Genomic DNA, 24,617 nt, shown 5'->3' with positions numbered 1-24,617 from the left:
TATAAATCATGGAAGAAGAAATTGACTTTACCAAAGTCCCCTATCAGTACGCAATGTGCCTCAATCGGGAATGTTCAAAAGCAAACACTTGCTTAAGACTACTTACAGCACAAAGCGTACCGGAAAAGATTGAATACTGGGTTATTATCAGTCCCAAACATCTCGCTGCCCAACAAGGGAATTGTCCTTATTATCGTTCTAATGTCAAAGTACGTTATGCTAAGGGATTCATCAGAATGTTAGAAGACTTACCTTATAAGCAAATGCAAACTGTCATATCGCATTTAATGAGCTATTTTGGTCGCAGAACTTACTACCGCATCCGCAAAGGCGAACGCCTCCTTACCCCCTCCGAGCAACAAAGAATATTAAATATCCTCAAGAATTGCGGAGCAACTCATCTACAAAACTTTGATGCATACGTTGAAGATTATGACTGGTGATCGGCAGTAACACGAAGTGATACTACTGTTACGCTCAGAAGACACAACTGTCACCATTTGGTGGCACTGTTGTCACATATTGGTGTCATTGTTGTGCCAAGCTGTTGGCACAACAATGACACCGTAGTGGCACAACTGTGCCAAGCCCTTGGCACAAGGGTTCCCTTACGAGGAAACAAGGAGGGACATAGTAGCTTATACAAGAAAAGAGCCAAACTTTCAGAATGAAGCCTGGCTCTAAAATTAACTAATCTGCTAATGACTAGACTTTACTGAGCGTTGTAGATATAAACTTCAGTTACATCAATATATGAACCAAAGCCTTCCAATAATTCAACCTTTACATAACGAGCTGTTATAGAAGAGAAGAATTGGAAATAATGATTACCCACACGAGGAACTTCCAACACTCCCTGTGGAGTCCAGTTTTCATTATCCAATGAAGTTGAAATACGTACTTTCTTAGAAGCATACGTATAATAATAATCCATACCCAAAGCATTAAAAGTCTGTGCTGATTTCATATCAATAACAAACCAGAATGGATTATAACTATATACATCTGATCCATAGCTTCCTCCATTACCATCAATCAAATAACTAGCTCTACCGGAGACACCAGAAGGAATCTCCGCACTCCAACCTACTTTCGACAATTCAGTCCAGTTACTACCTATAACAGACAAATATTTAAAGTTTCTAAGTACTTTATCCACATTAAAGGTTAAGAAGTTCTCCTTACTATTAACCTTCACAACGGGGTCTTCACTTTCTGCTGATGCAGTAACAACAAGAGTGTGAGATTCTTCTCCAGCTGTTGTCAGCAAGAAATCATCAGTAATAATCCAGGTAACCTCTGCTGATTCTAACTCTCCGGCAGCTATGGTAATTTCAGCAGGAGTAACAGTGATATCATTCATGAACTGTTCATCCAATCCCGTAGTGGCAAGTTTCACTTTTACGTCTTTTCTTGCCGGCTTATCCAACTTCATCTTGAAAGTATAGGATATAGGATCAGGATTTACAATCGCTCCTTGAGAAAAAGCACGTTCAAATGTAACGTTATTACCGCTCTCACCAACCACAGAGCATGAAGCTGTGTATGCCTCCTTCTCTATTACAACTTTAGATTCTATTGGTTCAGTTCCTATCTTATATCCTTCCACACTGGCTTTCACCCCTAATTCATAAGTAGTCGCATCATAATTGGATGCTGCAAAACTAAAATCTTCATCCTTCAAAGTCACAGTGACAGAAGCATCTGTTGAACCGGCAGGAAGAACTACTTTAGTGGCACTGATCTCTACATTTTCTTTTGGGATATTAGTATTTATAATATCAAAAGTCACTGTAGCATCTTCCGGTGATGCAGCAAAATGGAATGTATAAGTTCTAGTGACAGGGCCATCTAATTCCAATGTACCATCAGATTTGTAAACCGCAGTCAACGTCGCTTTAGACGCTCCTTCCGCATCGTCAATCGTTATAGCAGGCTGATTCACCGGATATTTAACCAAATCCACCACCTCATCATCCTGACATCCAGCAAAAGTAATGAATGATCCTATTGCCAGAGATAAAAAGAGTTTATAATGTGCTTTCATATTCTTGTTTTTTATTTGTTCCTATTTTATTTAAAGATCATCCGGATATTTATATGGCGTCGGATCATTCTTCTTGTAGAATATAGTCGGTGCTGCTACATTGGACCCGTACAATACTTCGCCACCACCTTGAAGACGGCTGAAAACACTACCATATTTAGCCGGACTTGGAGCAAATCCCATAAACCATCCATACCCTCCATCTATCATACTTTGAGCTTTAGAGGCAGATAAGCTACCGCCACCACCTAAGTTGAATTCCATTGAAATACCGGAGCATTGTTTCTTTGTCATTTGTCCGATAGGATATGCAGCACTACCATAGTTGGCTACCACAATATCTATCCATTCTTTTGCATCTACCCCGTCGACAGTAGCTACACCATACATCTGTCCCCAATCAAATACAGTAACCAGTTTATCCGGCATTGCCTGTTTGGTTTCATAACACAGACGAGCTGCAGCAGCCGTACTTGGATTAGTAAGAGACGGATTGCTCAAATCAGGACTGTTTGAATACTCATCGTCATAATTTACTCCATCCAAGTTATATGCCTTACAATACTGAGCAACTTCGCGGGCAAAGTCTTTAGCACCTTGTTCGGAAAGCTGTGCCAAGCCTGTAATGTCATGGTTACCAAGCAGTCCTAACAATACTTTCACACCACGTCTACGCAGTGGCTGAAGAAGAGTTTCATTATTATCCAACAGATACTGTACATTCGGGTTACATTGTACACGAGGACGTCCTGCTTCAGCATCATAGTTGATATTAGCAGCAAACAGTACAACAACATCCCAAAGAAGTTTTCCATTCTCTAATTGGAAAGAAAGAGTATTCAGCGGATTTACGTCATTTACTTCAAAGAACAAATAACCTTGCATTACACCTTCTCCTTTATATGCATCACCGGCATTTCGCATATCTTTCACCAGATAAATACAATGTTTCGCATCTTCATCTTTAATAGTGATATCACTACTCTGATCACTGATAGCTACCGGAATAGCATATGTTTTATCTTCCTGCAGACCTTCTCCTGCCCGAATAGTCATCTCTACCTCCGCTGATTTAGTATTAGCGTTCACTGTAAGTATTCCTTCGTTAGCAAAGGTAACCAAGTCCTGCGGATACAATGCAAAATCTGTATTATGCGCCTTATTATACGTTTCCAAATAAGCAGCATCAATTTTCACTTTTGCCGATGTAGCTGTATTAGGTGTCTTGCTCAACCCCATTTTTACTGTAGTAGCATAAGTCTCACCGTGCAATTCGACAACCTTAGAAACTAAGTTCGACTTTCCATCACGCAGATATGCATTATTTTCATAAATGCCACTGTAGGCCGACTCATCAATATTCTTTCCGACCTCAAGATCATCAGCACAAGAGGTCAAGAATGCAGTACTGCTCACAATCATGGCAGCGAACAAACCCGAAGTTATATATTTCATATTCATAATGAATTCTTGAATAAAAGATTAAACCAACAATTAATTTATCTTAGGAATCTCTACTTTTACCCAAGTAGGATCGCCCGAACCTGTAATATCATTACCATGTCCAGTCTGGTCGGTAATAACATTTCCAGCACCTTCATTAAACTTCCAGTAAGCAACCAGTCCTTCACTGGCAGGATCTACTTCATAAGGATTAGTGGCAATTTGCTCTGCCGTTCTTTGCACTGACCACACGCGGACTTCTGAAATATCTCCCGGCAACCAACGAGTATCATCCCAAGCGCGACCAATATAACAACCACTGCTCAAAGATACATTACCTGAAGCTGCTTCGTCTTTATAAACAGGCACACCATCTTTATAATAGATTCGTTCTTTTGTTGTATTATCATAAACAATGGCAATGTGTACCCACTCATTAACCGGTAAACCCGGAACAACATTCGGACCTGGGAAATTACCACCGGGAGCTACTACCTGAACTTGATCACGTGGACGGTCAGCATCACCAATACGTACAAGGAATTTACCTTCAATACCGAAAACAGAACTCAGGGCATTATCACGTCCTGCTACCCAGTCTTCACTACGAACCAAAGCTTCAATAGTAACAGTAGAAAGACTATTCACACTGCTCTTCCAGTTAATTGGGAAATAGATTTCTTTGATATTTGCCACTACATTAATAAGGGCAGCACCCTTAAATATGAAATAAGCAGTACGGGCACTTTCGAGTACATCAATATTGGATGCATCTAGAATGGTGACGGGCAATACATATCGTTTTGACTTATCCAATTCGTTGGTATTCTTAAAGTCAATCACAATATTATCACTGGAAATATCCCCTGCCTTAATAGTAGCAGTTTTTGTTGGTATATTATAAAAATATGAATCCAGTGCAGTTGCGTTATCATTGTAAATCAAATTATATGCTGCTGTCATAGCGGGAGCCGCATCAAAGCTTATTTGAATATCTTGTTCTGCCGGCGATGCTATACGATAGCTAAGTTCACGGGTAGCCTCAGTTATACTGGGTTTAATCAGCAAATCATCACAAACAGGAGCCGAGCTAACATAGAGTTTATTGTCATAATGATGCTCTTCATTGATATCTTCATTCTTACAACCACTCACTGTGACTGTTGTAAGAGCCAAAAGCGCAAAACAATATTTATAGAGTTTCATTTCTATTCTTATTTATTAGGATTCATAATACGAATAACTTCACGCACATATCCATAAGTATTGTTATAATAATCATTATGGACATTCATAATAAAGATTCCTTTCCGGGTGTAATTAGGAGATGCTTCAACCATCCACCGGGCTGCTCCCGGAGCTGCTACTAGTTTATTGCCTTTTTCATCCACTGTACTCCAGTAACCCTTCACTTTATCCTTATCGTCAGCCTGCGGCAATTCGACACAAACGATAAAACGATCAGCAGGAACAGGATTCACTCCTTCTTCTGTACCGCCTACTGCATCTATACCCGCCTGAATAGCCAAATATGCTTTTAAAGCAAGATCATCAGCATTGGTAGAAGAAGCAGTTTTCAACATGATGTAGTCAAACTTGCTTAACATATCCATATTCTCCGGCACTAAATATTGTACATTTCCGTAGAATACCAGAGTCTTGTCATCATGATTGCCTTGCCAGTTCATCACCTCGCCAAAAAACTTCTGTTGACGGTCATTATATTCTTTCAGAGCTGCCTCCGGAAGGCTCACCAGCGAACGCCCTGTATAATCAGCAATAACACCATCAAAGTTATATTTGTCACAGAGTGCCAACATCTCATTGGTGCGTTCACCGATATACTGAAGAGCATCCTCTTCTGTCAACTCCGGTTCGGCTTTTACTTTCTCCTTCCAGGCATTTTCAATGCTGGAATAATCAATACTGTAAACCGTACGAGTTCCTTTCTCGCGTATTTTGACCATTTCTGCCTGTACTTCGGGACTTACTTCCGGATTATTCAGACAAATGAAATCAACGCTGTCAGGTACGACGGTCAGACGTTCAGCCTGCTTGCCGGGAGATCCCTTAGGGTTCTCGAAAGAAACAAAAGTGACCTTATGTTCTTCAGACTTATATCTGTTCAAATCCTTCAGATAGTCAGCATACAACTGAGGATTCTGCTCTTCAAATGTAGGAGTATTCAATTGGAGACTTTCCACATCTGTCCAATCACTACATGAAGTTATTGTCAGAGCTGATGCCAGAAACAGCAGAGCAGACAATCTATATTTCAGGTTATTTTTCATATATACTTTCCTTTAAGTTTAATATTATTTTTTAGAAGCCCACCATACATCTGTAGCCATGTTATCTGCACCGTGCAAGTAGTTGGCAATCGCATATTCTACATTTGCTTTATTGCTGACAAACTCATCCAACGGATAAGGCATACGACGCGCCCCTTTCTCTGAATCAACGACACCACCGCTCTTATTTTCTTTCACCGGGATCAGTTTCGGATATCCGGTACGGCGGAAGTCTGCCCAAGCTTCATTACCCAATTGCCAGTTGGCAATCCACTTCTGCACGATAATGCGTTCTTGCTTCTCTTCTTTGTCAGCACTATCATTCCATTTAATAGTGATATTGGACAAAGCATTCTGATAAGTGTTCGTACCTGCCGGGTCTGTATATGCAGTCGGTTTGTTTACATCATCTTTCAGATAGTCTTCCACACCGTCTGCACCCCATTGCTCAAATGACAGACGGATACCTTGATTATAGAATGATTCTGCTGTACCACCCATGCTGAAGTTAAAAACAGCTTGCCCTTCAGCACGTAAGAAAGCTACTTCGGCTGCATTCATCCAATAAAGCGGAGATGTAGGAGCAATGTTCACCCCAGAGTATTTATGTCCGGTTGTCTTCAGTTCGGGAATGACAATACCACGACGCATTCCTACATAGTCCTGTCCCGCCCATTCGGATTTTGTGAAGAACTTTTCACGTCTGTTATCCTTGTAACCATTCATATAGCAGATGATATCGGCAGCAGCATGCGTATCACCGCCAGTCAAACAGGGTACACCGCCATGATCGGAAGTCTGTACCTGATTGTAGCGGGTAGCTACATAAATAGGATTTTGTGAAGTCTCAAAGTAGTTCCATGTTGCATTGTCCGCATTCGATTCGATGACACCTCCGTTTGCAGGATTCACAGCTTCTTCAGCCATCTGTTGAGCTTTCACCGGATTAGCATAAGCTATACGGATAGCAAGACGCAACTTCAGTGAGTTGGCAAATCTGATCCACTTCTTTACATCACCTTTATATATATAGTCGGCTGTAGGAACGAGCTGTTCGTTAGAATTCTCATTGAGTGTGGCAATAGCTGCATTCAACTCATCGAAGAATGTATTATATGTTACTTCCTGAGAATCATAAGGAGTAGCAATTTCGCCATTCGCACCTATCTGAGAATAAGGTATCGGACCGAAAGCATCAGTTACACGATGCATAGCTGCCACCTTTATCACTTGTGCAATGGCATAAGGAACCGGATCATTCGTATTTTGTGATACAAGTTTCACTTGGGTCAGATTAGAATATAATGTCGGAATAATCTTATCACTTTTCAGAAACACACGGCTCCAGTCGTCTTTCGGATTGAAGTTTGAAATGGTTTCTGTAAAACCGGCATTAGAATCGGCAAAATATCCGCCTAAAGGTCCGCCCAACAAGCAGTCTGTGAACTGAGCTGTATTTACATCCGGTGATACCACGCAACCGGCCAGGTTATTCATGGCAGATCCCAAAGCATATCCATCCGCTGACAAATCAGGAGCTTCATATGGGTTGGAATTGATATTCTCATAGTTACCGATACACGAGGACAAGGCAACGGTAAGAGATCCAAATACTAATTTATTTATTATATTTTTCATACCTATCTTGATTTATTTAGAATTTAAAGCTCAGATTAAAGCCAATATTACGCAATGAAGGCATCATAAAGTAGTCAATTCCCTGATAGAAGTTATCAGTAGATGCCACGCTTTCAGGATCGAAAGGAGCCTTGTTGTAGATCATCCAAAGATTACGTCCGATCAATGAAACTTTGATATCACACACATTGCCCAGCCATTTTCTCGGAATAGTATAACCGATAGAAGCTTCCTGCAAACGAATATTAGTAGCGGAATAAATATAATACTGAGGAACAGCCGTACCACCAGCTACTACTGAATACCAGCCTTCCGGATTTACACGGTCGTTTCCATTTACCGATACATAACCTTTGTCACGTGCAGCAGCAGATGCTTCAGAAACTCCGAAGTTATCAAGAACAGCTTGTGTACGTGAGAATACAACTCCACCCAGACGAGCTGATACAAGGAATGCCACATTAATGTTTTTCCAACTGAAATTGTTACGCCATGCCAAGTTTCCTTTCGGCAATACACTACCTAATTTGATGTAATTATTAGCTTCCAGACTCTCTGTTACAACACTGTTGTTCTCATCGATATAAACAGCTCCATTGGCATCTCTCTTCAAATCCATCAAGGAGTAAATGTCACCCATGCTTCCACCTTCTTTCAGGATGAAACGGGTACTACCCAGACCACCCATATTCAGAGAAGAAATAGAGAATTTCTCGCGAGTGATAGGATTGATGGCATTATCAGCTAAGGTAAGAATCTTATTCTTGTTCATTGAATAAGTAACTCCTGTATTCCAAGTAAAATCTTTCCATGTATTATTGTAATTCAACGCTAACTCAAGACCTTGATTGCGAACTGCACCTGTCTGAATGTAGATACGAGCATATTCACCTACCGGCAACTCAGGATTGAATGTCTGATTCATTGTCTTGGCGTTATAATAAGTCACATCCAGTTCGAAGTTCTTAAGAAAACGCATATTCATACCTACTTCAAAAGAATTGGTACGTTCCGGTTTCAAGTCATATACCGGGAAGTCAGTCAGGTTACTCCACTGACCGATACTGGTATTCCATGCGAACAAAGGATTAGCTATATATCTTTCGAATGCTGTACCTACAGAAGCAAAAGAACCGCGTATCTTCCAGTAAGACAGATAATCCTTATTCAATTTAGGCATCAATTCAGATAACACTACAGACATACCTACCGAAGGGTAGAAGAATGATTTATTGACAGAGTTACGGCCTGCCAACTGTGAAGGCCAGTCATTACGACCTGTCAATGTCAGATAATAAGTACTTTGGTAGCCAACTTCGGCAGATGCATAGATAGACTGAGTCTGTTCACGCCATCCTGACTGCATTTTGCTTGTCTTGGTCGTACTCAGGTTTTGAATATAGAAACCGTTTGTCAATCCGGCTTTTTCACCAGCAAACGTTTTTGAATCATCAGCAATAGGTCCGCGTACAGCCATTTCATCATATCGCATATCAGTAAACGATCCACCCATATTAGCTTGTAAAGACCATTTTTCACCGAATGTTTTGTTCACACTTACCAGGAAGTCTGCATACAACTGCTTTTCGTAGCTTCTGGAAATGCCATAAAGACCACGATCAGACAACTCTGTCAGCTGAGTATTTGTACTGGCATAAGCCTTTTCCGTATAATCATTGTTAGAATTATCCAGGCGGACACGTCCGGAAACATTTAACCAGTCAAGAATCTGATAATTCAGACTTGCACCTAACATATAGCGGTCTTTCTTATTTTCACGCAAGTTACGATAGTTCACCCAATAAGGATTCTGCATAGTCATATTACCATCACCTGTCGGCCAGTACTGAGTATAGATCTTACGTGCAACGTCATAGCGTTCGTACATTTTAATATCTTCCCAGTCATTACCACGAGGGAACAGATAAGCTCCTACCAACGGATTGTTGTAAGTACCCTGATTCACCATATTGCGGTCTTTCTGCAAAATGTAGCTGGCATTTACATCCAATGTCATCTTATCATCAAGAAATGAAGTAGTATTGCGTACGTTGAAATTATAACGGTCATATTTGTTGTTAGGAACGATACCTTTTGAATTAACCGCTGCAGCGGAAGCATAAGTCTGGTTCTTTTCCGAACCGGTAGAGAATGATACGCTTTCTGTACCTATAACACCAGTCTGAAAATAATCATCACGAGGATTATATCCAAAATATCTGGCTTCTGTCAGTTTAGGGCCCCAGCTACGACTGGAGTTATCATCTTTCACGCCACCAATACCTGTACCATAACGTGTCTGGAAACGAGGCATTACCAAAGGAGCATTAAACTCAACATTACTATTCACTGTGATATTCACACGACCTTCTTTTCCTTTTTTAGTAGTAATGATAATCGCACCATTGGCAGCATCAGAACCGTAAAGTGCAGCTGCTGCCGCACCAGTCAACACAGACATTGATTCAATATCTTCCGGGTTAATGTCGGCAATCGGCTCAGTATTTCCTTTAGAAGAAAACTCTGTCCCATTCACTTTATTTGCATTGGAGTACATCGGAACCCCATCTACTACATACAATGCATTGGAAGACTGCATGATAGATTTTGTACCACGCATCACTACTTTAGATACACCGCCCACTCCGGATGAAGAAGCATTGATATTAACACCTGCCACTTTACCACTCAATGAGTTAATAAAGTTAGGATCTTTATTGGTAGTCACTGCATCAGCATTTACCTGCTGTACATTGTAAGACAGCGCTTTTTCTGAGCGTTTGATTCCCAATGCCGTAACTACGACTTCATCCAAGACTTGAGCATCTTCCTTTAAAGTGATATTAATAGCAGTCTTTCCTGCTACAGCCCTCTCCAAAGTTTGATATCCAACATACGAAAATTGCAAAACTGCATTTGAACCTGTAACGACTAATGTATAATTACCATCAAAATCAGTAATAGTACCATTAGTTGTTCCTTTTTCCAATACAGAAACGCCAATCAAAGGTTCGTTATTAGCATCTACCACCTTACCTGTTACTTTCTGTTGTTGTTGAGTCGACTTTGTCGAAGAAGATGCATTTGCTTTCGACAAATAAACAACATTGTCATCAATTTTATAAACGACATTTTTCCCTTTCAAAGCCTTATCCAGTACTTCTACCAAAGAAACATCTTTAACATTCAATGACTCAATTCGCATTGAAGCCAAATTGTCATCATAAAAAAATTGATACTTGGATTGAGACTGGATTTGCTTAATCACAGTTCCTAAAGAAGAATTGGAGATCCTAATTGTTAACTGTGCTATTGCAGATTGTGCCGGAAGGGCGAATAGCATCAAGATCAACAATGCCCGAAAAATCTTCGAGCCTCTACACGAGTCATTGATTCTCATACACTTGAATTTAAGATTAAACATTAGTTTTTATATAAATATTAGAATCGATATTCCATTTATTATTTTCGATTCACATTTATATAACAACCCATACCTTGAAAAACACTTAGAGGTTTTTGAAAAAAAATAAATATAATCTCATATTTATTTTTTCACAACGAGTATCTCCCCATTCATCTAGACTGGGAATCAATTATTTACGAAGAAAAAAAAAGAAATCTTTTATAAAATTTGTTCTTTGGGATAATTCACCAGATACAATGTCTTCGTGGCGCGAGTAAATGCCGTATACAACCAGCGAAAATAATCCGGAGTCAAATATTCATCCGTCATATATCCCTGATCAAGAAAAACATTCTGCCATTGCCCACCTTGTGCTTTATGACAAGTTATCGCATAAGCATATTTCACCTGCAACGCATTGTAGTGTGGATCTGCTTTCATCTTTTTCATCCGGTCCCGCTTGTTAGATATATCTGCGTAATCTTCAAGTATGGTATAAAATAATCTGTCATTATCTACTTTTGGCAATGCGGGAGAATCAGAGTGAAGAGTATCCAGCAGCAAATTGGCATCCAGTTCAAAATCATTCTGGTCAGGAAACCTGAGAGTCACTTCCGCAAAGCGAAAACCATACATCTCACGCGTCTTACGGACACGACGCACGACTGCTATTTCTCCATTGGCAATGAAGTCCATTTCCTTATATTGCTCTGTCCAATAATAATTATTTTTGGCTATCATCAACATATCTCCCGTATTCAGTTCATCTTCCCGCCAAAGGATCTGTGCACGTATTCCGTTATTATATAGGTTCGCGCGTTTATTAGAACGACAGATCACAATCGTCTCATCCATGCCGTCATGATCATAACAACTAGTGATGGCATCAATCAATTCCGTACCCGGCACCATCTTTATATCCGGAAAACCTGTTATCTTTATTTTAGGTAAAGAGTAGCAATTATCTTCCGCTATCAGCTGACGCAATTGAGTCGCATTCCACAAAATGCCCGATTCCTGTATCTGACGAACCACTTGCGTCAAGTCAACTTCCCGCACTTCCAATCCATATCCCTTTAATGCATCTGCAAAAAGTGCCGGACTCAACTCCTCACCTACCGGAGGAAGCTGCGCAGTATCTCCCATCAACAAAAGACGGCACCCCTGACCGGAATAAACAAACTGTATCAGGTCGTCCAATAATCTTCCCGTTCCAAACATACTGCCCGACAATCCTTCATTGGAAATCATTGAAGCTTCGTCGACTATAAACAAAGTATTCGTAGCAAGATTGTCATTTATTGAAAAATTACTGGTTTCATTAGAAAACGACTGCTGCCGGTATATTTTCTTATGAATTGTAAAAGCCGGGTGACCGGCATAGGATGAAAAAACTTTTGCAGCACGACCGGTAGGAGCCAGTAACACAGCCTTTTGCTGTAACTGATCCATCGTCTTTACCAATGCCCCTACCAAAGATGTTTTACCAGTGCCGGCATAGCCTCTGAGGATAAATACTTCATCCGCCAGTGTGGAAAGCAGAAACTCTGAAAGAGATTTTACAGCTATTTCCTGCTCAAAAGTTGGTTGATAAGGAAAATTTTCCTTAATTTGCCTTTCTAAATAGTTATTTATCATTTTTGTACGAGAAAAAAGTTCCCGGAACTATCGTATTTAAATTTATTTATTCTATTTTTGCGATGCGAATATAACAACTAAAAACATAATTTATCATGAAAACAGTATTTAATATTGTATTAGTACTCTGTGCTGCTGCATTAATCTACATTTGCTATAGCAGTATTATGGGTCCTATCAATTTTGAAAAAGCGAAAAAGGAAAGAGAGCAGGCTGTCATTGCCCGTTTGATCGACATCCGTAAAGCACAACAGGAATACCGTTCGCTTCATCACGGAATGTACACAGAACATTTTGACACACTGATTGATTTCGTTAAAAATCAAAAATTACCTTTCGTTATGAAAGTTGGTCAGCTGACAGACGACCAATTGGAAAGCGGCTTGACTGAGAAGAAAGCAATGGCAATCATCAACAAAGCTAAAAAAACAGGCAAGTATGATGAAGTTAAGAAAAACGGACTTGAAAACTTTAAGCGTGACACCATGTGGGTAGCTGTAATGGACACCATCTATCCAAAAGGTTTCAATGCAGATTCAATGAAGTACATTCCTTATGGCAACGGTGCTATCTTTGAAATGAATGTTAAAAACGACACAGCTAAATCAGGTGCTCCTGTATACTTGTTTGAAGTGAAAGCTCCATATGAAACTTACTTGGGCGGACTTGACAGACAAGAAATTATCAATTTGAAAGACCTTAATGAAAAACTGGGCAGATACTCAGGTTTGATGGTAGGTTCTATTGACAATCCTAACAATGGTGCTGGTAACTGGGAATAATGATTGATTTTACAAAATCAAAACAATATACTTTATCCATCCGTCTTAGTACGGATGGATTTTCTTTTTCTATCTACAATCCGATTAACGACAATTCGCAGTCGCTGTTCGAAAAAGAGGTAGACACCTCTCTGTCTCTGACAGCCAATCTTAAAAACGTTTTCCACGAATCGGACTTTTTAAGCTACTCCTACAAACGGGTGAACATCATGATAGCCAGCAAACGCTTTACCATGATACCATTGGAACTGTTTGAGGAAGAACAGGCAGAGCTTTTATTCTATCACAATCATCAGAAACGGGAGAATGAAATAGTGATGTACAATATTCTGAAAAAGAATAATGTAGTCATAATCTTCGGCATAGACAAAAGCACCTATACATTCTTAAATGAACAATATCCCGAAGCCCGCTTCTACTCTCAGTCTACCCCGCTCATCGAGTATTTTTCTATCAAAAGCAGACTGGGGAATAGTAAGAAAATGTATGCTTCAGTACGCAAAGATGCCATTGACATTTACTGTTTCGAACGGGGGCAGCTACTTTTGGCCAACTCTTTCGAGTGCATGCAAACCGAAGATCGTATCTACTATCTATTATATGTCTGGAAGCAACTGGAATTTAATCAGGAACGGGATGAACTACATCTGACAGGCACTCTGTCGGACAAAGAGACATTGATGAACGAACTGAAAAAATTCATTCTGCAGGTATTCATTATGAATCCTGCCAACAATATTGACATGCAAGCCTTATTAACATGCGAGTAATCAGCGGTATTTATAAACGAAGAAGATTTGATGTACCACGTACATTCAAAGCACGCCCTACAACAGACTTCGCCAAGGAGAATCTGTTCAATGTACTTAATAATTATATTGATTTCGAAGAAGGAGTAACTGCACTTGACTTGTTTGCAGGCACGGGCAGTATCAGTATCGAACTGGTATCCCGAGGCTGCGACCGTGTGATCAGTGTGGAAAAAGATCCGGCTCATCACTCGTTTATCTGCAAAATAATGAAAGAAGTACAAACTGACAAATGTCTGCCTATCCGTGGCGATGTATTTAAGTTTATCAACAGCGGACGAGAGCAGTTTGATTTTATCTTTGCCGACCCTCCTTACGCTTTAAAGGAGCTGGAATCGATACCGGAACTAATATTCAAAAATAATCTGCTCAAAGAAGGAGGTTTGTTTGTATTGGAGCATGGTAAGCAAAATAACTTTGAAGATCATCCGCATTTCATAGAAAGAAGAGTCTATGGAAGTGTGAATTTCTCGCTTTTCAGATAAGATAAAAGTATATCAGATAAAGGAAGCATCCTTTTTAAAGCAGCGGAGCCAACAAACGAACGACAGACTCTGCTGCCCTCCTCCTCCACGAACGTTTCACCCAGTTTTTCAGAAAGATCTGTGTACTTTCCCGCTGATCCTGAAGGAATATCTCCTTCATTTCAAGAGCCGTTTCCACATCATACATAAAGGCATTTACTTCAAAATTATGCTCAAAACTACGGAAGTCAACATTGGTAGACCCTACTGTAGAGAGCATATCATCAGAAACCATCAGTTTGGAGTGCAGAAACCCTTTCTTATAAAAATAGACTTTGACACCTGCCTGCATCACATCTGCCAGGTAAGAATGCGATCCCAAATGAGTGATTCGGTTGTCGGCACGTTCCGGCAACATCAAACGCACATCTACTCCTGCCAGTGCAGCTGTCTGCATAGCGGCAAGTACTTGCTCTGTCGGCAGGAAATAAGGGGTTTGCATATAGAAATACTTCTTCGCTCCATTGATCGCCATAGTCAGTCCCTGCATGATTTCTTTCCAGGGGCCAATGGGTTCACTGGTAACCACCTGCACTAATGAACTTCCACAAGATTCTATCTTTGGGAAATAACGTGAAGCTGTAATCAATGTACGGTCAACGAAATACCAGTCGAGCAAAAAGGCCGTTTGCAGACCATGCACAGCCTTTCCTTCTATCAGAATATGGGTGTCACGCCAAATTCCCCATGAGAAACCACGCATATAACGTTCTGCCAGGTTCATACCTCCCACAAAGCCGATACGTCCGTCTATCACGACTATTTTTCTGTGGTTACGATAATTGACCCTGCTTGTAAACAAAGGGAAGCGTACTTTCAAGAAACTCCTGACTTCAATACCTGCATTACGCATTTCCTCGAAAAAGCGGTTAGGTACATGCCAGCACCCCACATCATCATAAATTACTCTTACTTCAACCCCCTGAGATGCTTTTTCGATTAGTACATCCCTTACCAAACGTCCTATAGCATCATCTTCAAAGATATAGTATTCTATATGAATGTGTTGTTTCGCCTTTTGGAGCTCACGAAGCAATGATTGCAATTTGGTATAGCCTTCCGTATAGACAGCAATACGGTTTCCCTCAAATGGAAAAGCTTGATTGGTATGCTGGAAAAGTTGGATAAGGCGGGCATATTCTTCAGGTACATCCGAACAGTCTTGCGCCATGTATTCCGCCATAGGTTTCTTCAAAAGGCGGTCATAACTTTTTTGACCGATGATACGTTCCCGACGCTGACTCCGACCAAAGAAGAAATAAAAAACAAGACCGACAATTGGGAGGAAAAGTAATATGAGTATCCATGCCATAGTCTTCACCGGATTCCGGTTATCAAGAATGATAACGACAATCGTACTGATAATGGCTCCAAAATAAACGATATCAAAAGCAACCGTAGCTATCTGGCTAACTAGTATGTTCCAGTCAATCATAGGATACTCCTTTTTTATATGGATACTGAACAACAAATATAAAGCAAATTATCGGATAAACAAAAAAGTCCCGATGGCAAGTCATGTTAGTCATGTTCATTACCATCGGGACTTTCCCGTTTTCATTCAGAGCTAGTCACAATTTAGAAACGCATAGGTCTGCCACCGCCGCCAAAGCCATGTCCTCCTCTAGGTCCACCACCCGGTCCACGTCGATTTGGTGACTTTCCACCCAACGTATTAAAGCGATATACAAAATGTACCATGAAATAACTTCCTAAAGTATTATATTCAGTATCACTCATCATTGTTTCGCTAATCGAACGCGACAAACTACTTTGTTGTTTTAAGATATCATATATTTTAAAACGAATTGTACCCGAATTATTCTTTAAAAAATTCTTCGAAATTTGTGCATTCCACATCACTTCGTTATTATTAAGCCCACCTGTATATCCATCTTTAAATCGACAATTAATATCTGTGGAAATCGAGACTTGCCAAGGAAGGTTTACATTGGTATTACCTCCAATATAGTAGTCGAATGTTTCTCGATTACTATTTTCTTGTTTACTATTTCTGACCAAATTATAATTAACAGAACCACTTAAGGATATATCAAAAACTTCACTACGATAACTACTGGTAAACCGTTCTCCTAACCCTAAATTATGCGTTGTACTTAGTTCCTGATCTGCATTTTTAGAACTTCCGACACTTGTATAACTTACAGCATCACTAAATCGTGCATTTGTATTAGATGAAATTGTAAATTTCTTGTTCTTCAACGGTGTATTGAATGAAAAAAATCCTCTTGCTTGCCAGTTACCATTTACATTTTCTTTCTTATAAACCCGAGCACCCGTCTGAGGATCATATGTCATTCTATTTGCTACAGAATTCAATGTACTTGTATAATACAAATTAGCAGAATAGCTACGCATAGATTCCGGTACAAACTTTCTATAATCGAGAGTAAAATTATTATTAAATGATGGTTTCAAATTCGGATTACCATATCTTAGGTTCATCGGGTCGGTTATATCAATCACCTCCTGCAGGTCCTCAATGTTAGGTGTACTGCTTCTTCCACGATAACGGAACATTAATACATGTTGTTTATTAAACATATAACGGAACATTACTGAAGGAGCCCAATTCAAAACATTCTGTTCTGGAAGATTCTTCTTATAGTTCGGACCAATTGTCGTTTTACTTAAGGATGACTGAGGAGTCACCCCCACTCCTACACTATACATCATCTTAGGGTGAATACCACGTACAGAAACATCAGCAGTATGAGTATCATAGAAATTCTCCACACGTGTACTTAGTTCATTATCATACCCACGCTCTATATATTCAGGATACGGATAGTAGTTAATACTATCATACACTAATGATTGTGATAACTGTTTGCGATGAGCAAATTCATAACGCAACTGCAAAAAGTGATTTTTAAATACAGGTTCTGTATAAGAAGCTGATACACTCCAGTTACGACTATCACTATTTCTGTCTGTATAGCGCGAAATATCAGAAATACTATCCTTTTCGAAGAATTCAGTCTTTGAATCAGAATAAGAATCGGACTCGCTGTCACTATATCCGAAACGTGCACCCAAAGACAAGTTTCGTCCTTTATTGTTCAATCTTCGAAAAGCCATCAAGCTACCATTAAAAGATGCATTATGACTTTTAGAAGAAGAAGCTGCCTCTTTTTCATTAACAGGACTATGCGAGTTATTTTCTGTCTTTGACCAAGAACGACTGCTAGATTCTGTTTGTGAATAACTACCGTTAGGACGGAAAATAATCGTAGTCAATGTGTCAGGTCTCCACTCCAAACGGAAATCAACGCGAAAATCATGACGATTACGATTTGAAAAGTTCTCACTTTGAGCAAAAGAAGATGTTTCCCCCAAAAATGTTTCTGAAGAGGTTTTGCGACGAGCGTCATTATCAGAATGTCCATATTGTACATTCCCCCCGATCTGCAACTTTTTAGTATCCTTAGCGAAGTTGACTCCCAACGATTGTGCAGTTGTAATACCTGAACCAGCATTACCTCCACCTAGTCCTTGTCCGGCATCACCAAATTCAGAAAATCCCTTATTATTAGTATTATTTGCAGAACCTATAATTGAAAGACTGGCATCATCTTTAAAGCGGCTGATCATTACTCCCCCTTCATACCGATCCTGGCTACCATACCCTGCAATAAGATTTCCAATCCATCCTTTTTTCATACCTTTCTTAACGGTCAAATCCAAGACGGGCTCTTCATCTCCATCATCAATTCCTGTGATACGTGCCATATCACTTTTTTTATCATAAGCCTTTACTTTCTCAATCATATTAGCAGGTAAGTTCTTCATAGAGACTTTCGGGTCATCAGAAAAAAATTCCTTTCCATCAACCATTATCTTTTTTATTTCCTTACCATTTATAGTAATTTTACCTTCATCACTCACTTCAGCTCCTGGAATTTTTTTCACAAGATCTTCTAACATGGAACCTTCCGGTACAGGGTAAGCCGCTGCAGAATACTCTGTAGTATCAGCTTTTACAGTAACAGGAGGAGCTTCCGCCGTAATCACAGCCTCGCTCAGCATCACTGCATCAGGGTCCAGAGAGATTGTCCCCATTTTCTTTTCAGTCACATTATTGGATAATTGTACAGGAACGAATTTCGTACGGAAACCGATGTAAGAAACCTTCAACAAATATTTCCCCGCTTTCACTTTAGGGAGCGTAAACCAACCCTTATTACTACTTGCTATACCGGCTGCATAAGCGCTATCCGGCAACGATAACAATTGAATAGTTGCCTGTGCAGCTGGCTCTTTAGAGTCAGATTCGACAACACGCCCCGAAACGGTAATCACCTTATTCTGTGCAAAAATAGAGAAGGTGCATAACAGTGTAAGCACCCACCAAACTGATAATCTTTTCATTTACCTTAATTACGATTAGTAGAGTAATAACAATGTCTTTTTGACAAATAGAATCGTAAAAGGTTTAATTTAATAGAAAATTATCTTTTGAAGAATCGATCAACAAGCGCTTTTTTAAGACCAAACTCCAAACAAAGCACATTAAAGATTAAAAAGGTGAGAAAAGAAGAAGTGTCTACATTGATCACATCTCCTTGCAGAACACGCCACAACATACCACCGAAAACAAACAGAAAAGTCAGAAAGACTGCATTCCGGACTGCCGCATTACGAATCTGTTCCGTCTCGCGGCTTTCATTCTTGCTTAAGGCAAAGATGATCAGCAAGCATCCTGCCATCATCAACAGCTTCGTACATTCCTTATAAAATAGCAGGTTATGGTCGGTTATCAACCCTTGCATTAGCAAAATCGGAAGAAGAAACAAAGCTACTAACAACACCACATATCCCAAAGGACGGCAAAATACAGGAAACAATGCTTTCATAATTGAACGTTTTAACGAGACAAAAGTAAGTAAAAAAAGATATTTTATATACATTTGCACCAAGAAAAAGCAAAAGAATCATGAGTAAACAAGAAGTCATTCTCTGCGAAAGCTTGGAAACAAGCCTCGGTCGTGCCATTGAAAGGTGTCCGCATGACAAGTTATTCATCCTCACAGACGAACATACCCAGCGTCTTTGTCTGCCCTCATTGAAAGAGGTATCGTTTCTGAAAGACGCAGTCGAAATCTGTATCGGAGCCGAAGATGTGCATAAGACACTGGAGACTCTGGCCTCCGTATGGATGGCACTGAGTCAGCAAGGGGCTACACGTCACTCATTGCTCATCAACCTTGGTGGGGGCATGGTAACAGATTTGGGAGGCTTTGCCGCCGCTACCTTCAAACGGGGGATTTCTTATATCAATATACCCACTACACTGTTGGCTATGGTCGACGCATCCGTCGGCGGTAAGACAGGTATCAACTTCAACGGACTGAAAAACGAGATAGGCTCGTTTGCTCCGGCAGACAGTGTGCTGATTGAAACTGAATTCCTGCGCAGCCTCGATGCACAGAATTTCTTCTCCGGTTATGCTGAAATGTTAAAGCACGGATTAATCAGCAATACCGCACACTGGGTCGAATTACTGGATTTCAATACCAATAACATTGATTATGCATATCTCAAAAATATGGTGGGACGATCGGTACAGGTGAAGGAAGACATTGTGGAGCAAGACCCCTTCGAGCGTGGCATCCGTAAAGCACTGAATCTGGGACATACAGCAGGACATGCCTTCGAAAGTCTGGCATTGGCTGAGAATCGCCCCGTGCTGCATGGCTATGCCGTAGCATGGGGAATCGTATGCGAGCTTTACCTGTCACACCTCAAAGTCGGCTTTCCGAAAGACAAGATGCGACAGACCATCCAATTCATCAAAGAGAATTATGGTTCATTCGCATTCGACTGTAAGCAGTACGAACAACTCTACGCATTTATGCAACATGATAAGAAAAATACCTCGGGAACGGTCAATTTCACTTTACTGAAAGAGATCGGAGATATTTGCATCAACCAGACAGCTGATAAAGACACAATTTTTGAAATGCTTGACTTCTATCGCGAATGTATGGGAGTCTGATCTTGAAACTTATTATAATAATGAAGGAGAATGGGATTCCCTAAAAGGTTTCCCATTTCTTCTTTCCCTTTCCCATTCTCCTCTCCCCACATATGCCTTTATTCCCCACAGGCATCTTCTATATTATCCTAAGTTACTCATCCGGTATTGGGACAACGACATTCCGGTATGTTTCCTGAAGAAACGTCCCAAAGACGACTGATTGGCAAAATTTGTTTTCACGGCAATTTCCTGAATATTCATATTCGTATTCTTCAGCAAAGCCTTTATTTCGAGTACGATGTATTCTACAATCCAGTCTTTGGCAGATTTGCCGCTCACTTCCTTAATCACCATCGTCAGGTATTTGGATGTGATACACAACTTATCAGCATAGAAAGCAACATCCTTATTCTCCTTGAAGTGCTTCATTATCAACCCAAAGAATTTATTAGCCAGTTCCTCTTTACGAGTATCTTTTCGGGTAGTCATCAGAGATGCCTCCTTTTCATAAGCATTAAACAATTCCAAATATAAGTATCTTAATAAATGAATAATCAGCTCACGCCTGTATATATCATTAGACGTCACTTTATCCTTTACCATTCCAAAGAAATTCATCAACCGCCGGGTATCATTTTCGGTCTGAGGATACCAATAATGGGTCCTCATATAGAAAAAGAAATGCGGTGAAAAGCGAGGCACACCGCTCAGCGCATCGCTGAACATTGTAGGCGACACCACCAACGTAGTAGTCAGAAAATCATCACTGGCCTCGGTGAACGAAACGAATTGTCCCGGCAACAGAATAATCAATTCCTGCGGCTGTATCCAATGCGAATCATCATATACATTAAGCTTGGCCTTTCCGCTGAAGCAATACACGACCAAAGCAGACTGAATATTAGAAGGATAAACGCTTAGGGGAAGATACTTCAAATTCTGAAAATACTTAAAATCATCACCTAAGACATAAGCTTCTAACGTTTCTCTATTTTTATTATACACATTTACCCCCTCATTAAATAAAACTAAATACAAAAATATACTATCCTAAACTACTCTCATGTCTCGTATGCCGATATGGTTTCATTTTAAAGAAGTTACGCACTATCTATTCACTTAATTTCATAAACAAAACCCTGTTATGTTAGTTTGCAACCACCTATATTATTTAGAATTATTATGGACTAAAGGACTTTTTATTCCGCAAACGGAAACTTATCCTAAAATCAGCTAATGGAAAAAAACAGGCTATTTATTTGCTATTTAAAAATAAAGCACTACTTTTGCAACCGCAATTCGGGATGTAGCTCAGCCCGGTAGAGTACGCGTCTGGGGGGCGTGTGGTCGCAAGTTCGAATCTTGTCATCCCGACTACCGACAAAGCATTGATAATCGATGGGTTATTGATGCTTTTTTTATTGAAACGAGAATGAAAGAAGACCCGAAACATATTCACATCAGCGAATACAACTATCCACTATCGGATGAACGAATCGCCAAATTTCCTTTAGCAGTACGAGACCAGTCAAAACTGTTGGTATATCGCCACGGTGAAGTAAGCGAAGATGTCTTCACATCCTTGCCGGACTATCTTCCGAAAGGAAGCCTGATGGTATTCAACAACACGAAGGTGATTCAGGCACGCCTCCACTTCCGCAAAGAAACGGGGGCGCTGATCGAGGTCTTCTGTCTGGAACCGATTCAGCCCAACGATTATGTATTGAACTTCCAGCAAACGGAACACGCTGCCTGGCTCTGCATGATCGGTAACCTGAAGAAATGGAAAGACGGAGCACTGAAACGGGAGATGACGGTAAAAGGTTTCCCGATCACTCTGACCGCTACCCGTGGAGAATGCAGGGGCACCAGCCACTGGATTGATTTCTCCTGGGACAATCCGGAAGTAACCTTTGCCGATATCCTCGAAGTGTTCGGAGAACTGCCGATTCCCCCATATCTGAACCGGGATACGGAAGAGAGCGATAAAGAAACTTATCAGACCGTTTATTCCAAAATAAAAGGCTCGGTAGCCGCACCGACAGCCGGACTGCACTTCACTCCCCGTGTACTGGAAGCATTGCAGGAAAAAGGCATTGATCTGGAAGAACTGACACTTCATGTAGGCGCAGGAACCTTCAAGCCCGTGAAAAGCGAAGAGATAGAAGGACATGAGATGCATACGGAGTATATCTCCGTCAATCGGGCTACGATCAAAAAGCTGATCGATCATGACGGTTGCGCTGTTGCTGTAGGCACCACTTCGGTGCGTACGCTCGAAAGCCTGTATCACATCGGAGTAACATTGGCGGAAAATCCCGATGCTACGGAAGAAGAACTGCACGTCAAACAATGGCAGCCATACGAAAAGTATGATCAGATTCCGCCTGTAGTCGCACTGCAAAAGATTTTAGGTTACCTCGACAGGAACGGGCTGGAAGCCCTTCACAGCAGTACGCAGATTATCATAGCTCCGGGATATCAGTATAAGATAGTGAAAGCGATGGTGACCAACTTTCACCAGCCGCAAAGTACGCTGTTACTTTTGGTTTCCGCCTTCGTGAAGGGAAACTGGCGCACAATTTATGATTATGCGCTGGCGCACGATTTCCGTTTTCTGAGTTATGGAGATTCTTCTCTGCTGATACCGTAAACCAAAAAGTAAAAACAACTATGCCAAGCGATAATAATCAAGAAATGTTTCCCATCGTAGACGAACAGGGAAACATCACCGGAGCCGCCACACGCGGAGAATGCCATAGCGGAAGCAAGCTCCTTCATCCTGTCATCCATCTTCACGTTTTCAATTCGAAAGGAGATTTATATCTGCAGAAACGTCCGGAATGGAAAGACATCCAGCCCGGAAAATGGGACACAGCCGTTGGCGGACATATTGACCTGGGCGAAAGCGTAGAAATCGCACTCAAACGGGAAGTCCGCGAAGAACTAGGCATCACGGACTTTACTCCCGAACTGCTAACCAGCTATGTATTCGAATCGGATCGTGAGAAAGAACTTGTCTTTGTTCACAAAACTGTTTACGACGGTGAACTGCACCCCAGTGACGAACTGGACGGCGGACGATTCTGGACCATCGAAGAAATAGAAGAAAACCTCGGAAAAGGTATTTTCACCCCCAACTTCGAAGGGGAATTAAAGAAAGTATCCCTTATTCCGTCTCTTTTCCCTGCTCCTACTCCTGCTCTATCCAAGTAACGATTTTCTCCGAGAGCGGACTCTCTTTGGGGGCCACAAAGCCGACCCAGTTTCCGTTCTCGTCAATCATAAACTTCTGAAAATTCCACTGGACGGGCGCATCTTCTTTGCCGTTCAGTTTCTTTTCCGTCAGCCATTGGTAAAGTGGCGACATGTTTTTGCCCTTGACGGAAATCTTGGCCATCATCGGAAAAGTAACGTCATACTTTAAGGAGCAGAACTGAGCGATCTCTTCATTGCTTCCCGGTTCCTGTCCCATAAAGTTGTTGGCAGGAAAGCCGATGATTACAAAATTCTTATCCTTATATTTATCATATAGCTCTTGCAGTTTGGCATACTGTGGCGTCAGTCCGCATTTGGAGGCTACATTTACTACCAGCACTTTCTTTCCTTTCAAAGAAGAAAGCGGAAATTCCTTACCATCAATCGTGGTCACATTGAAGTCGTAGAAAGACTTATTCTGCGCTTCCAGAGAGATTGCACATACCATTGTTATAACCATTAAGATGAATGACTTCATACTGAATATATATTTAGTTTGTTATATAATAAACGAGGTTATGCAAAGAAATGTTCTGCCGCAGCATAAGATTGCTTGTTTCTTCGTATCCATGCCGAATGGCTTAACAACGATTCAGTTATACGCTAAATTGTCAGTTCATATAAATCAAGCATCAGTATCATATGGGGCAAGCGTTGGTTTCCTCGGAGGAAACGCCAGTTCCCTTTAAAAGGAACGGTCGTCTCCATTATAAGGAACGACCGTTCCCTCACCGGGAAACGACAGTTTCCATTACAAGAAATGACAGGAAACTATAAGTC

At 40.7% G+C, this 24,617-nt stretch carries 19 protein-coding genes and 1 tRNA gene; 8 read left to right on the top strand and 12 right to left on the bottom strand.

Annotated features, from left to right (window positions below; all coding sequences use genetic code 11):
• Positions 1–8 precede the first annotated feature (8 nt).
• Entirely contained in the window at positions 9–443 is a 435-nt protein-coding gene (locus DW640_RS18865) for a DUF6078 family protein (protein ID WP_008760904.1), read from the top strand.
• 269 nt (positions 444–712) lie between these two features.
• Here the strand turns inward: DW640_RS18865 and DW640_RS18860 are convergent, their stop codons facing one another.
• The 7 genes from DW640_RS18860 to DW640_RS18830 all read right to left on the bottom strand — a co-directional run bounded on the left by DW640_RS18860 (position 713) and on the right by DW640_RS18830 (position 12,463).
• A complete protein-coding gene (locus DW640_RS18860; RefSeq protein WP_117578827.1) occupies positions 713–2,047 on the bottom strand; it encodes a DUF4989 domain-containing protein in 1,335 nt (444 codons plus the stop codon).
• A 30-nt stretch (positions 2,048–2,077) separates the two neighbouring features.
• Positions 2,078–3,508, bottom strand: a complete 1,431-nt coding sequence (locus tag DW640_RS18855) for a BT_3987 domain-containing protein (RefSeq protein ID WP_008760902.1) — start codon at positions 3,506–3,508, stop codon at positions 2,078–2,080.
• A 33-nt stretch (positions 3,509–3,541) separates the two neighbouring features.
• Positions 3,542–4,696: a DUF1735 and LamG domain-containing protein gene (locus tag DW640_RS18850; RefSeq protein WP_008764225.1), complete on the bottom strand. Its 1,155-nt coding sequence runs from the start codon at positions 4,694–4,696 to the stop codon at positions 3,542–3,544.
• An 8-nt stretch (positions 4,697–4,704) separates the two neighbouring features.
• Entirely contained in the window at positions 4,705–5,781 is a 1,077-nt protein-coding gene (locus DW640_RS18845; RefSeq protein ID WP_054959835.1) for a glycoside hydrolase family 18, read from the bottom strand.
• A 24-nt stretch (positions 5,782–5,805) separates the two neighbouring features.
• Entirely contained in the window at positions 5,806–7,419 is a 1,614-nt protein-coding gene (locus tag DW640_RS18840; RefSeq protein WP_008760899.1) for a RagB/SusD family nutrient uptake outer membrane protein, read from the bottom strand.
• Between the two features lie 16 nt (positions 7,420–7,435).
• Positions 7,436–10,819, bottom strand: coding sequence for a SusC/RagA family TonB-linked outer membrane protein (locus DW640_RS18835; RefSeq protein ID WP_032814420.1), 3,384 nt, complete (start codon positions 10,817–10,819; stop codon positions 7,436–7,438).
• Between the two features lie 225 nt (positions 10,820–11,044).
• The gene (locus DW640_RS18830; RefSeq protein ID WP_008764222.1) at positions 11,045–12,463 is read right to left on the bottom strand and encodes an ATP-dependent RecD-like DNA helicase; all 1,419 of its coding nucleotides are present in this window, start codon (positions 12,461–12,463) and stop codon (positions 11,045–11,047) included.
• Positions 12,464–12,558: 95 nt separating this feature from the next.
• On the opposite strand from DW640_RS18830, the gene DW640_RS18825 reads away from it, so the two are divergent.
• Genes DW640_RS18825 through DW640_RS18815 form a run of 3 tightly spaced genes read left to right on the top strand, consistent with a single transcriptional unit; the run spans position 12,559 to position 14,539 of the window.
• Entirely contained in the window at positions 12,559–13,245 is a 687-nt protein-coding gene (locus DW640_RS18825) for a hypothetical protein (RefSeq protein ID WP_008760896.1), read from the top strand.
• Positions 13,245–14,015: a DUF3822 family protein gene (locus DW640_RS18820; RefSeq protein WP_008764221.1), complete on the top strand. Its 771-nt coding sequence runs from the start codon at positions 13,245–13,247 to the stop codon at positions 14,013–14,015. Before DW640_RS18825 ends, DW640_RS18820 begins: the two co-directional genes overlap by 1 nt.
• On the top strand, positions 14,006–14,539 hold the full coding sequence (locus DW640_RS18815; protein WP_008760894.1) for an RsmD family RNA methyltransferase: 534 nt from the start codon (positions 14,006–14,008) through the stop codon (positions 14,537–14,539). The genes DW640_RS18820 and DW640_RS18815 overlap by 10 nt, the downstream gene beginning before the upstream one ends.
• A gap of 34 nt (positions 14,540–14,573) precedes the next feature.
• Here the strand turns inward: DW640_RS18815 and cls are convergent, their stop codons facing one another.
• From cls to DW640_RS18800, 3 genes are all read right to left on the bottom strand, one after another.
• A complete protein-coding gene (gene cls / locus DW640_RS18810) occupies positions 14,574–16,013 on the bottom strand; it encodes a cardiolipin synthase (protein WP_008764220.1) in 1,440 nt (479 codons plus the stop codon).
• 143 nt (positions 16,014–16,156) lie between these two features.
• Positions 16,157–18,970, bottom strand: a complete 2,814-nt coding sequence (locus tag DW640_RS18805; protein WP_008760893.1) for a TonB-dependent receptor — start codon at positions 18,968–18,970, stop codon at positions 16,157–16,159.
• 80 nt (positions 18,971–19,050) lie between these two features.
• Complete coding sequence (locus DW640_RS18800; protein ID WP_008764219.1) at positions 19,051–19,455, bottom strand: hypothetical protein; 405 nt, start codon at positions 19,453–19,455, stop codon at positions 19,051–19,053.
• An 80-nt stretch (positions 19,456–19,535) separates the two neighbouring features.
• Here DW640_RS18800 and aroB point away from each other — a divergent pair, with 80 nt between their 5' ends.
• Positions 19,536–20,597, top strand: coding sequence for a 3-dehydroquinate synthase (gene aroB, locus DW640_RS18795; RefSeq protein WP_008760891.1), 1,062 nt, complete (start codon positions 19,536–19,538; stop codon positions 20,595–20,597).
• A gap of 123 nt (positions 20,598–20,720) precedes the next feature.
• On the opposite strand, the gene DW640_RS18790 is transcribed toward aroB, so the two are convergent.
• The gene (locus tag DW640_RS18790; protein ID WP_008760890.1) at positions 20,721–21,584 is read right to left on the bottom strand and encodes an AraC family transcriptional regulator; all 864 of its coding nucleotides are present in this window, start codon (positions 21,582–21,584) and stop codon (positions 20,721–20,723) included.
• Between the two features lie 295 nt (positions 21,585–21,879).
• On the opposite strand from DW640_RS18790, the gene DW640_RS18785 reads away from it, so the two are divergent.
• The 3 genes from DW640_RS18785 (at position 21,880) to DW640_RS18775 (ending at position 23,795) form a co-directional block, all read left to right on the top strand.
• A tRNA-Pro gene (locus tag DW640_RS18785) sits at positions 21,880–21,953 on the top strand.
• A 58-nt stretch (positions 21,954–22,011) separates the two neighbouring features.
• Positions 22,012–23,232, top strand: coding sequence for an S-adenosylmethionine:tRNA ribosyltransferase-isomerase (locus tag DW640_RS18780; RefSeq protein WP_008764212.1), 1,221 nt, complete (start codon positions 22,012–22,014; stop codon positions 23,230–23,232).
• 20 nt (positions 23,233–23,252) lie between these two features.
• Positions 23,253–23,795 carry an NUDIX domain-containing protein gene (locus tag DW640_RS18775; RefSeq protein ID WP_008760888.1) on the top strand — a complete coding sequence of 181 codons (543 nt, stop codon included), beginning with the start codon at positions 23,253–23,255 and terminating at the stop codon, positions 23,793–23,795.
• Here the strand turns inward: DW640_RS18775 and DW640_RS18770 are convergent.
• Positions 23,773–24,315 carry a glutathione peroxidase gene (locus DW640_RS18770; RefSeq protein WP_008764211.1) on the bottom strand — a complete coding sequence of 181 codons (543 nt, stop codon included), beginning with the start codon at positions 24,313–24,315 and terminating at the stop codon, positions 23,773–23,775. The two genes, DW640_RS18775 and DW640_RS18770, sit on opposite strands and share 23 nt — an antisense overlap.
• Positions 24,316–24,617: the final 302 nt, after the last annotated feature.

It is taken from the genome of Bacteroides sp. AM23-12 (assembly GCF_003434395.1).
GTDB classification, from domain to species: Bacteria; Bacteroidota; Bacteroidia; order Bacteroidales; family Bacteroidaceae; genus Bacteroides; species Bacteroides thetaiotaomicron.
This window is presented reverse-complemented; position numbering and strand designations above follow the sequence as displayed.

What these genes read in the sequence shown, in the direction of transcription:
- DW640_RS18865 (WP_008760904.1), top strand. Translation starts at nt 9, where the DNA reads ATGGAAGAAGAAATTGACTTTACCAAAGTCCCCTATCAGTACGCAATG.
- DW640_RS18860 (WP_117578827.1), bottom strand. Translation starts at nt 2,047, where the DNA reads ATGAAAGCACATTATAAACTCTTTTTATCTCTGGCAATAGGATCATTC.
- DW640_RS18855 (WP_008760902.1), bottom strand. Translation starts at nt 3,508, where the DNA reads ATGAATATGAAATATATAACTTCGGGTTTGTTCGCTGCCATGATTGTG.
- DW640_RS18850 (WP_008764225.1), bottom strand. Translation starts at nt 4,696, where the DNA reads ATGAAACTCTATAAATATTGTTTTGCGCTTTTGGCTCTTACAACAGTC.
- DW640_RS18845 (WP_054959835.1), bottom strand. Translation starts at nt 5,781, where the DNA reads ATGAAAAATAACCTGAAATATAGATTGTCTGCTCTGCTGTTTCTGGCA.
- DW640_RS18840 (WP_008760899.1), bottom strand. Translation starts at nt 7,419, where the DNA reads ATGAAAAATATAATAAATAAATTAGTATTTGGATCTCTTACCGTTGCC.
- DW640_RS18835 (WP_032814420.1), bottom strand. Translation starts at nt 10,819, where the DNA reads ATGAGAATCAATGACTCGTGTAGAGGCTCGAAGATTTTTCGGGCATTG.
- DW640_RS18830 (WP_008764222.1), bottom strand. Translation starts at nt 12,463, where the DNA reads ATGATAAATAACTATTTAGAAAGGCAAATTAAGGAAAATTTTCCTTAT.
- DW640_RS18825 (WP_008760896.1), top strand. Translation starts at nt 12,559, where the DNA reads ATGAAAACAGTATTTAATATTGTATTAGTACTCTGTGCTGCTGCATTA.
- DW640_RS18820 (WP_008764221.1), top strand. Translation starts at nt 13,245, where the DNA reads ATGATTGATTTTACAAAATCAAAACAATATACTTTATCCATCCGTCTT.
- DW640_RS18815 (WP_008760894.1), top strand. Translation starts at nt 14,006, where the DNA reads ATGCGAGTAATCAGCGGTATTTATAAACGAAGAAGATTTGATGTACCA.
- cls (WP_008764220.1), bottom strand. Translation starts at nt 16,013, where the DNA reads ATGATTGACTGGAACATACTAGTTAGCCAGATAGCTACGGTTGCTTTT.
- DW640_RS18805 (WP_008760893.1), bottom strand. Translation starts at nt 18,970, where the DNA reads ATGAAAAGATTATCAGTTTGGTGGGTGCTTACACTGTTATGCACCTTC.
- DW640_RS18800 (WP_008764219.1), bottom strand. Translation starts at nt 19,455, where the DNA reads ATGAAAGCATTGTTTCCTGTATTTTGCCGTCCTTTGGGATATGTGGTG.
- aroB (WP_008760891.1), top strand. Translation starts at nt 19,536, where the DNA reads ATGAGTAAACAAGAAGTCATTCTCTGCGAAAGCTTGGAAACAAGCCTC.
- DW640_RS18780 (WP_008764212.1), top strand. Translation starts at nt 22,012, where the DNA reads ATGAAAGAAGACCCGAAACATATTCACATCAGCGAATACAACTATCCA.
- DW640_RS18775 (WP_008760888.1), top strand. Translation starts at nt 23,253, where the DNA reads ATGCCAAGCGATAATAATCAAGAAATGTTTCCCATCGTAGACGAACAG.
- DW640_RS18770 (WP_008764211.1), bottom strand. Translation starts at nt 24,315, where the DNA reads ATGAAGTCATTCATCTTAATGGTTATAACAATGGTATGTGCAATCTCT.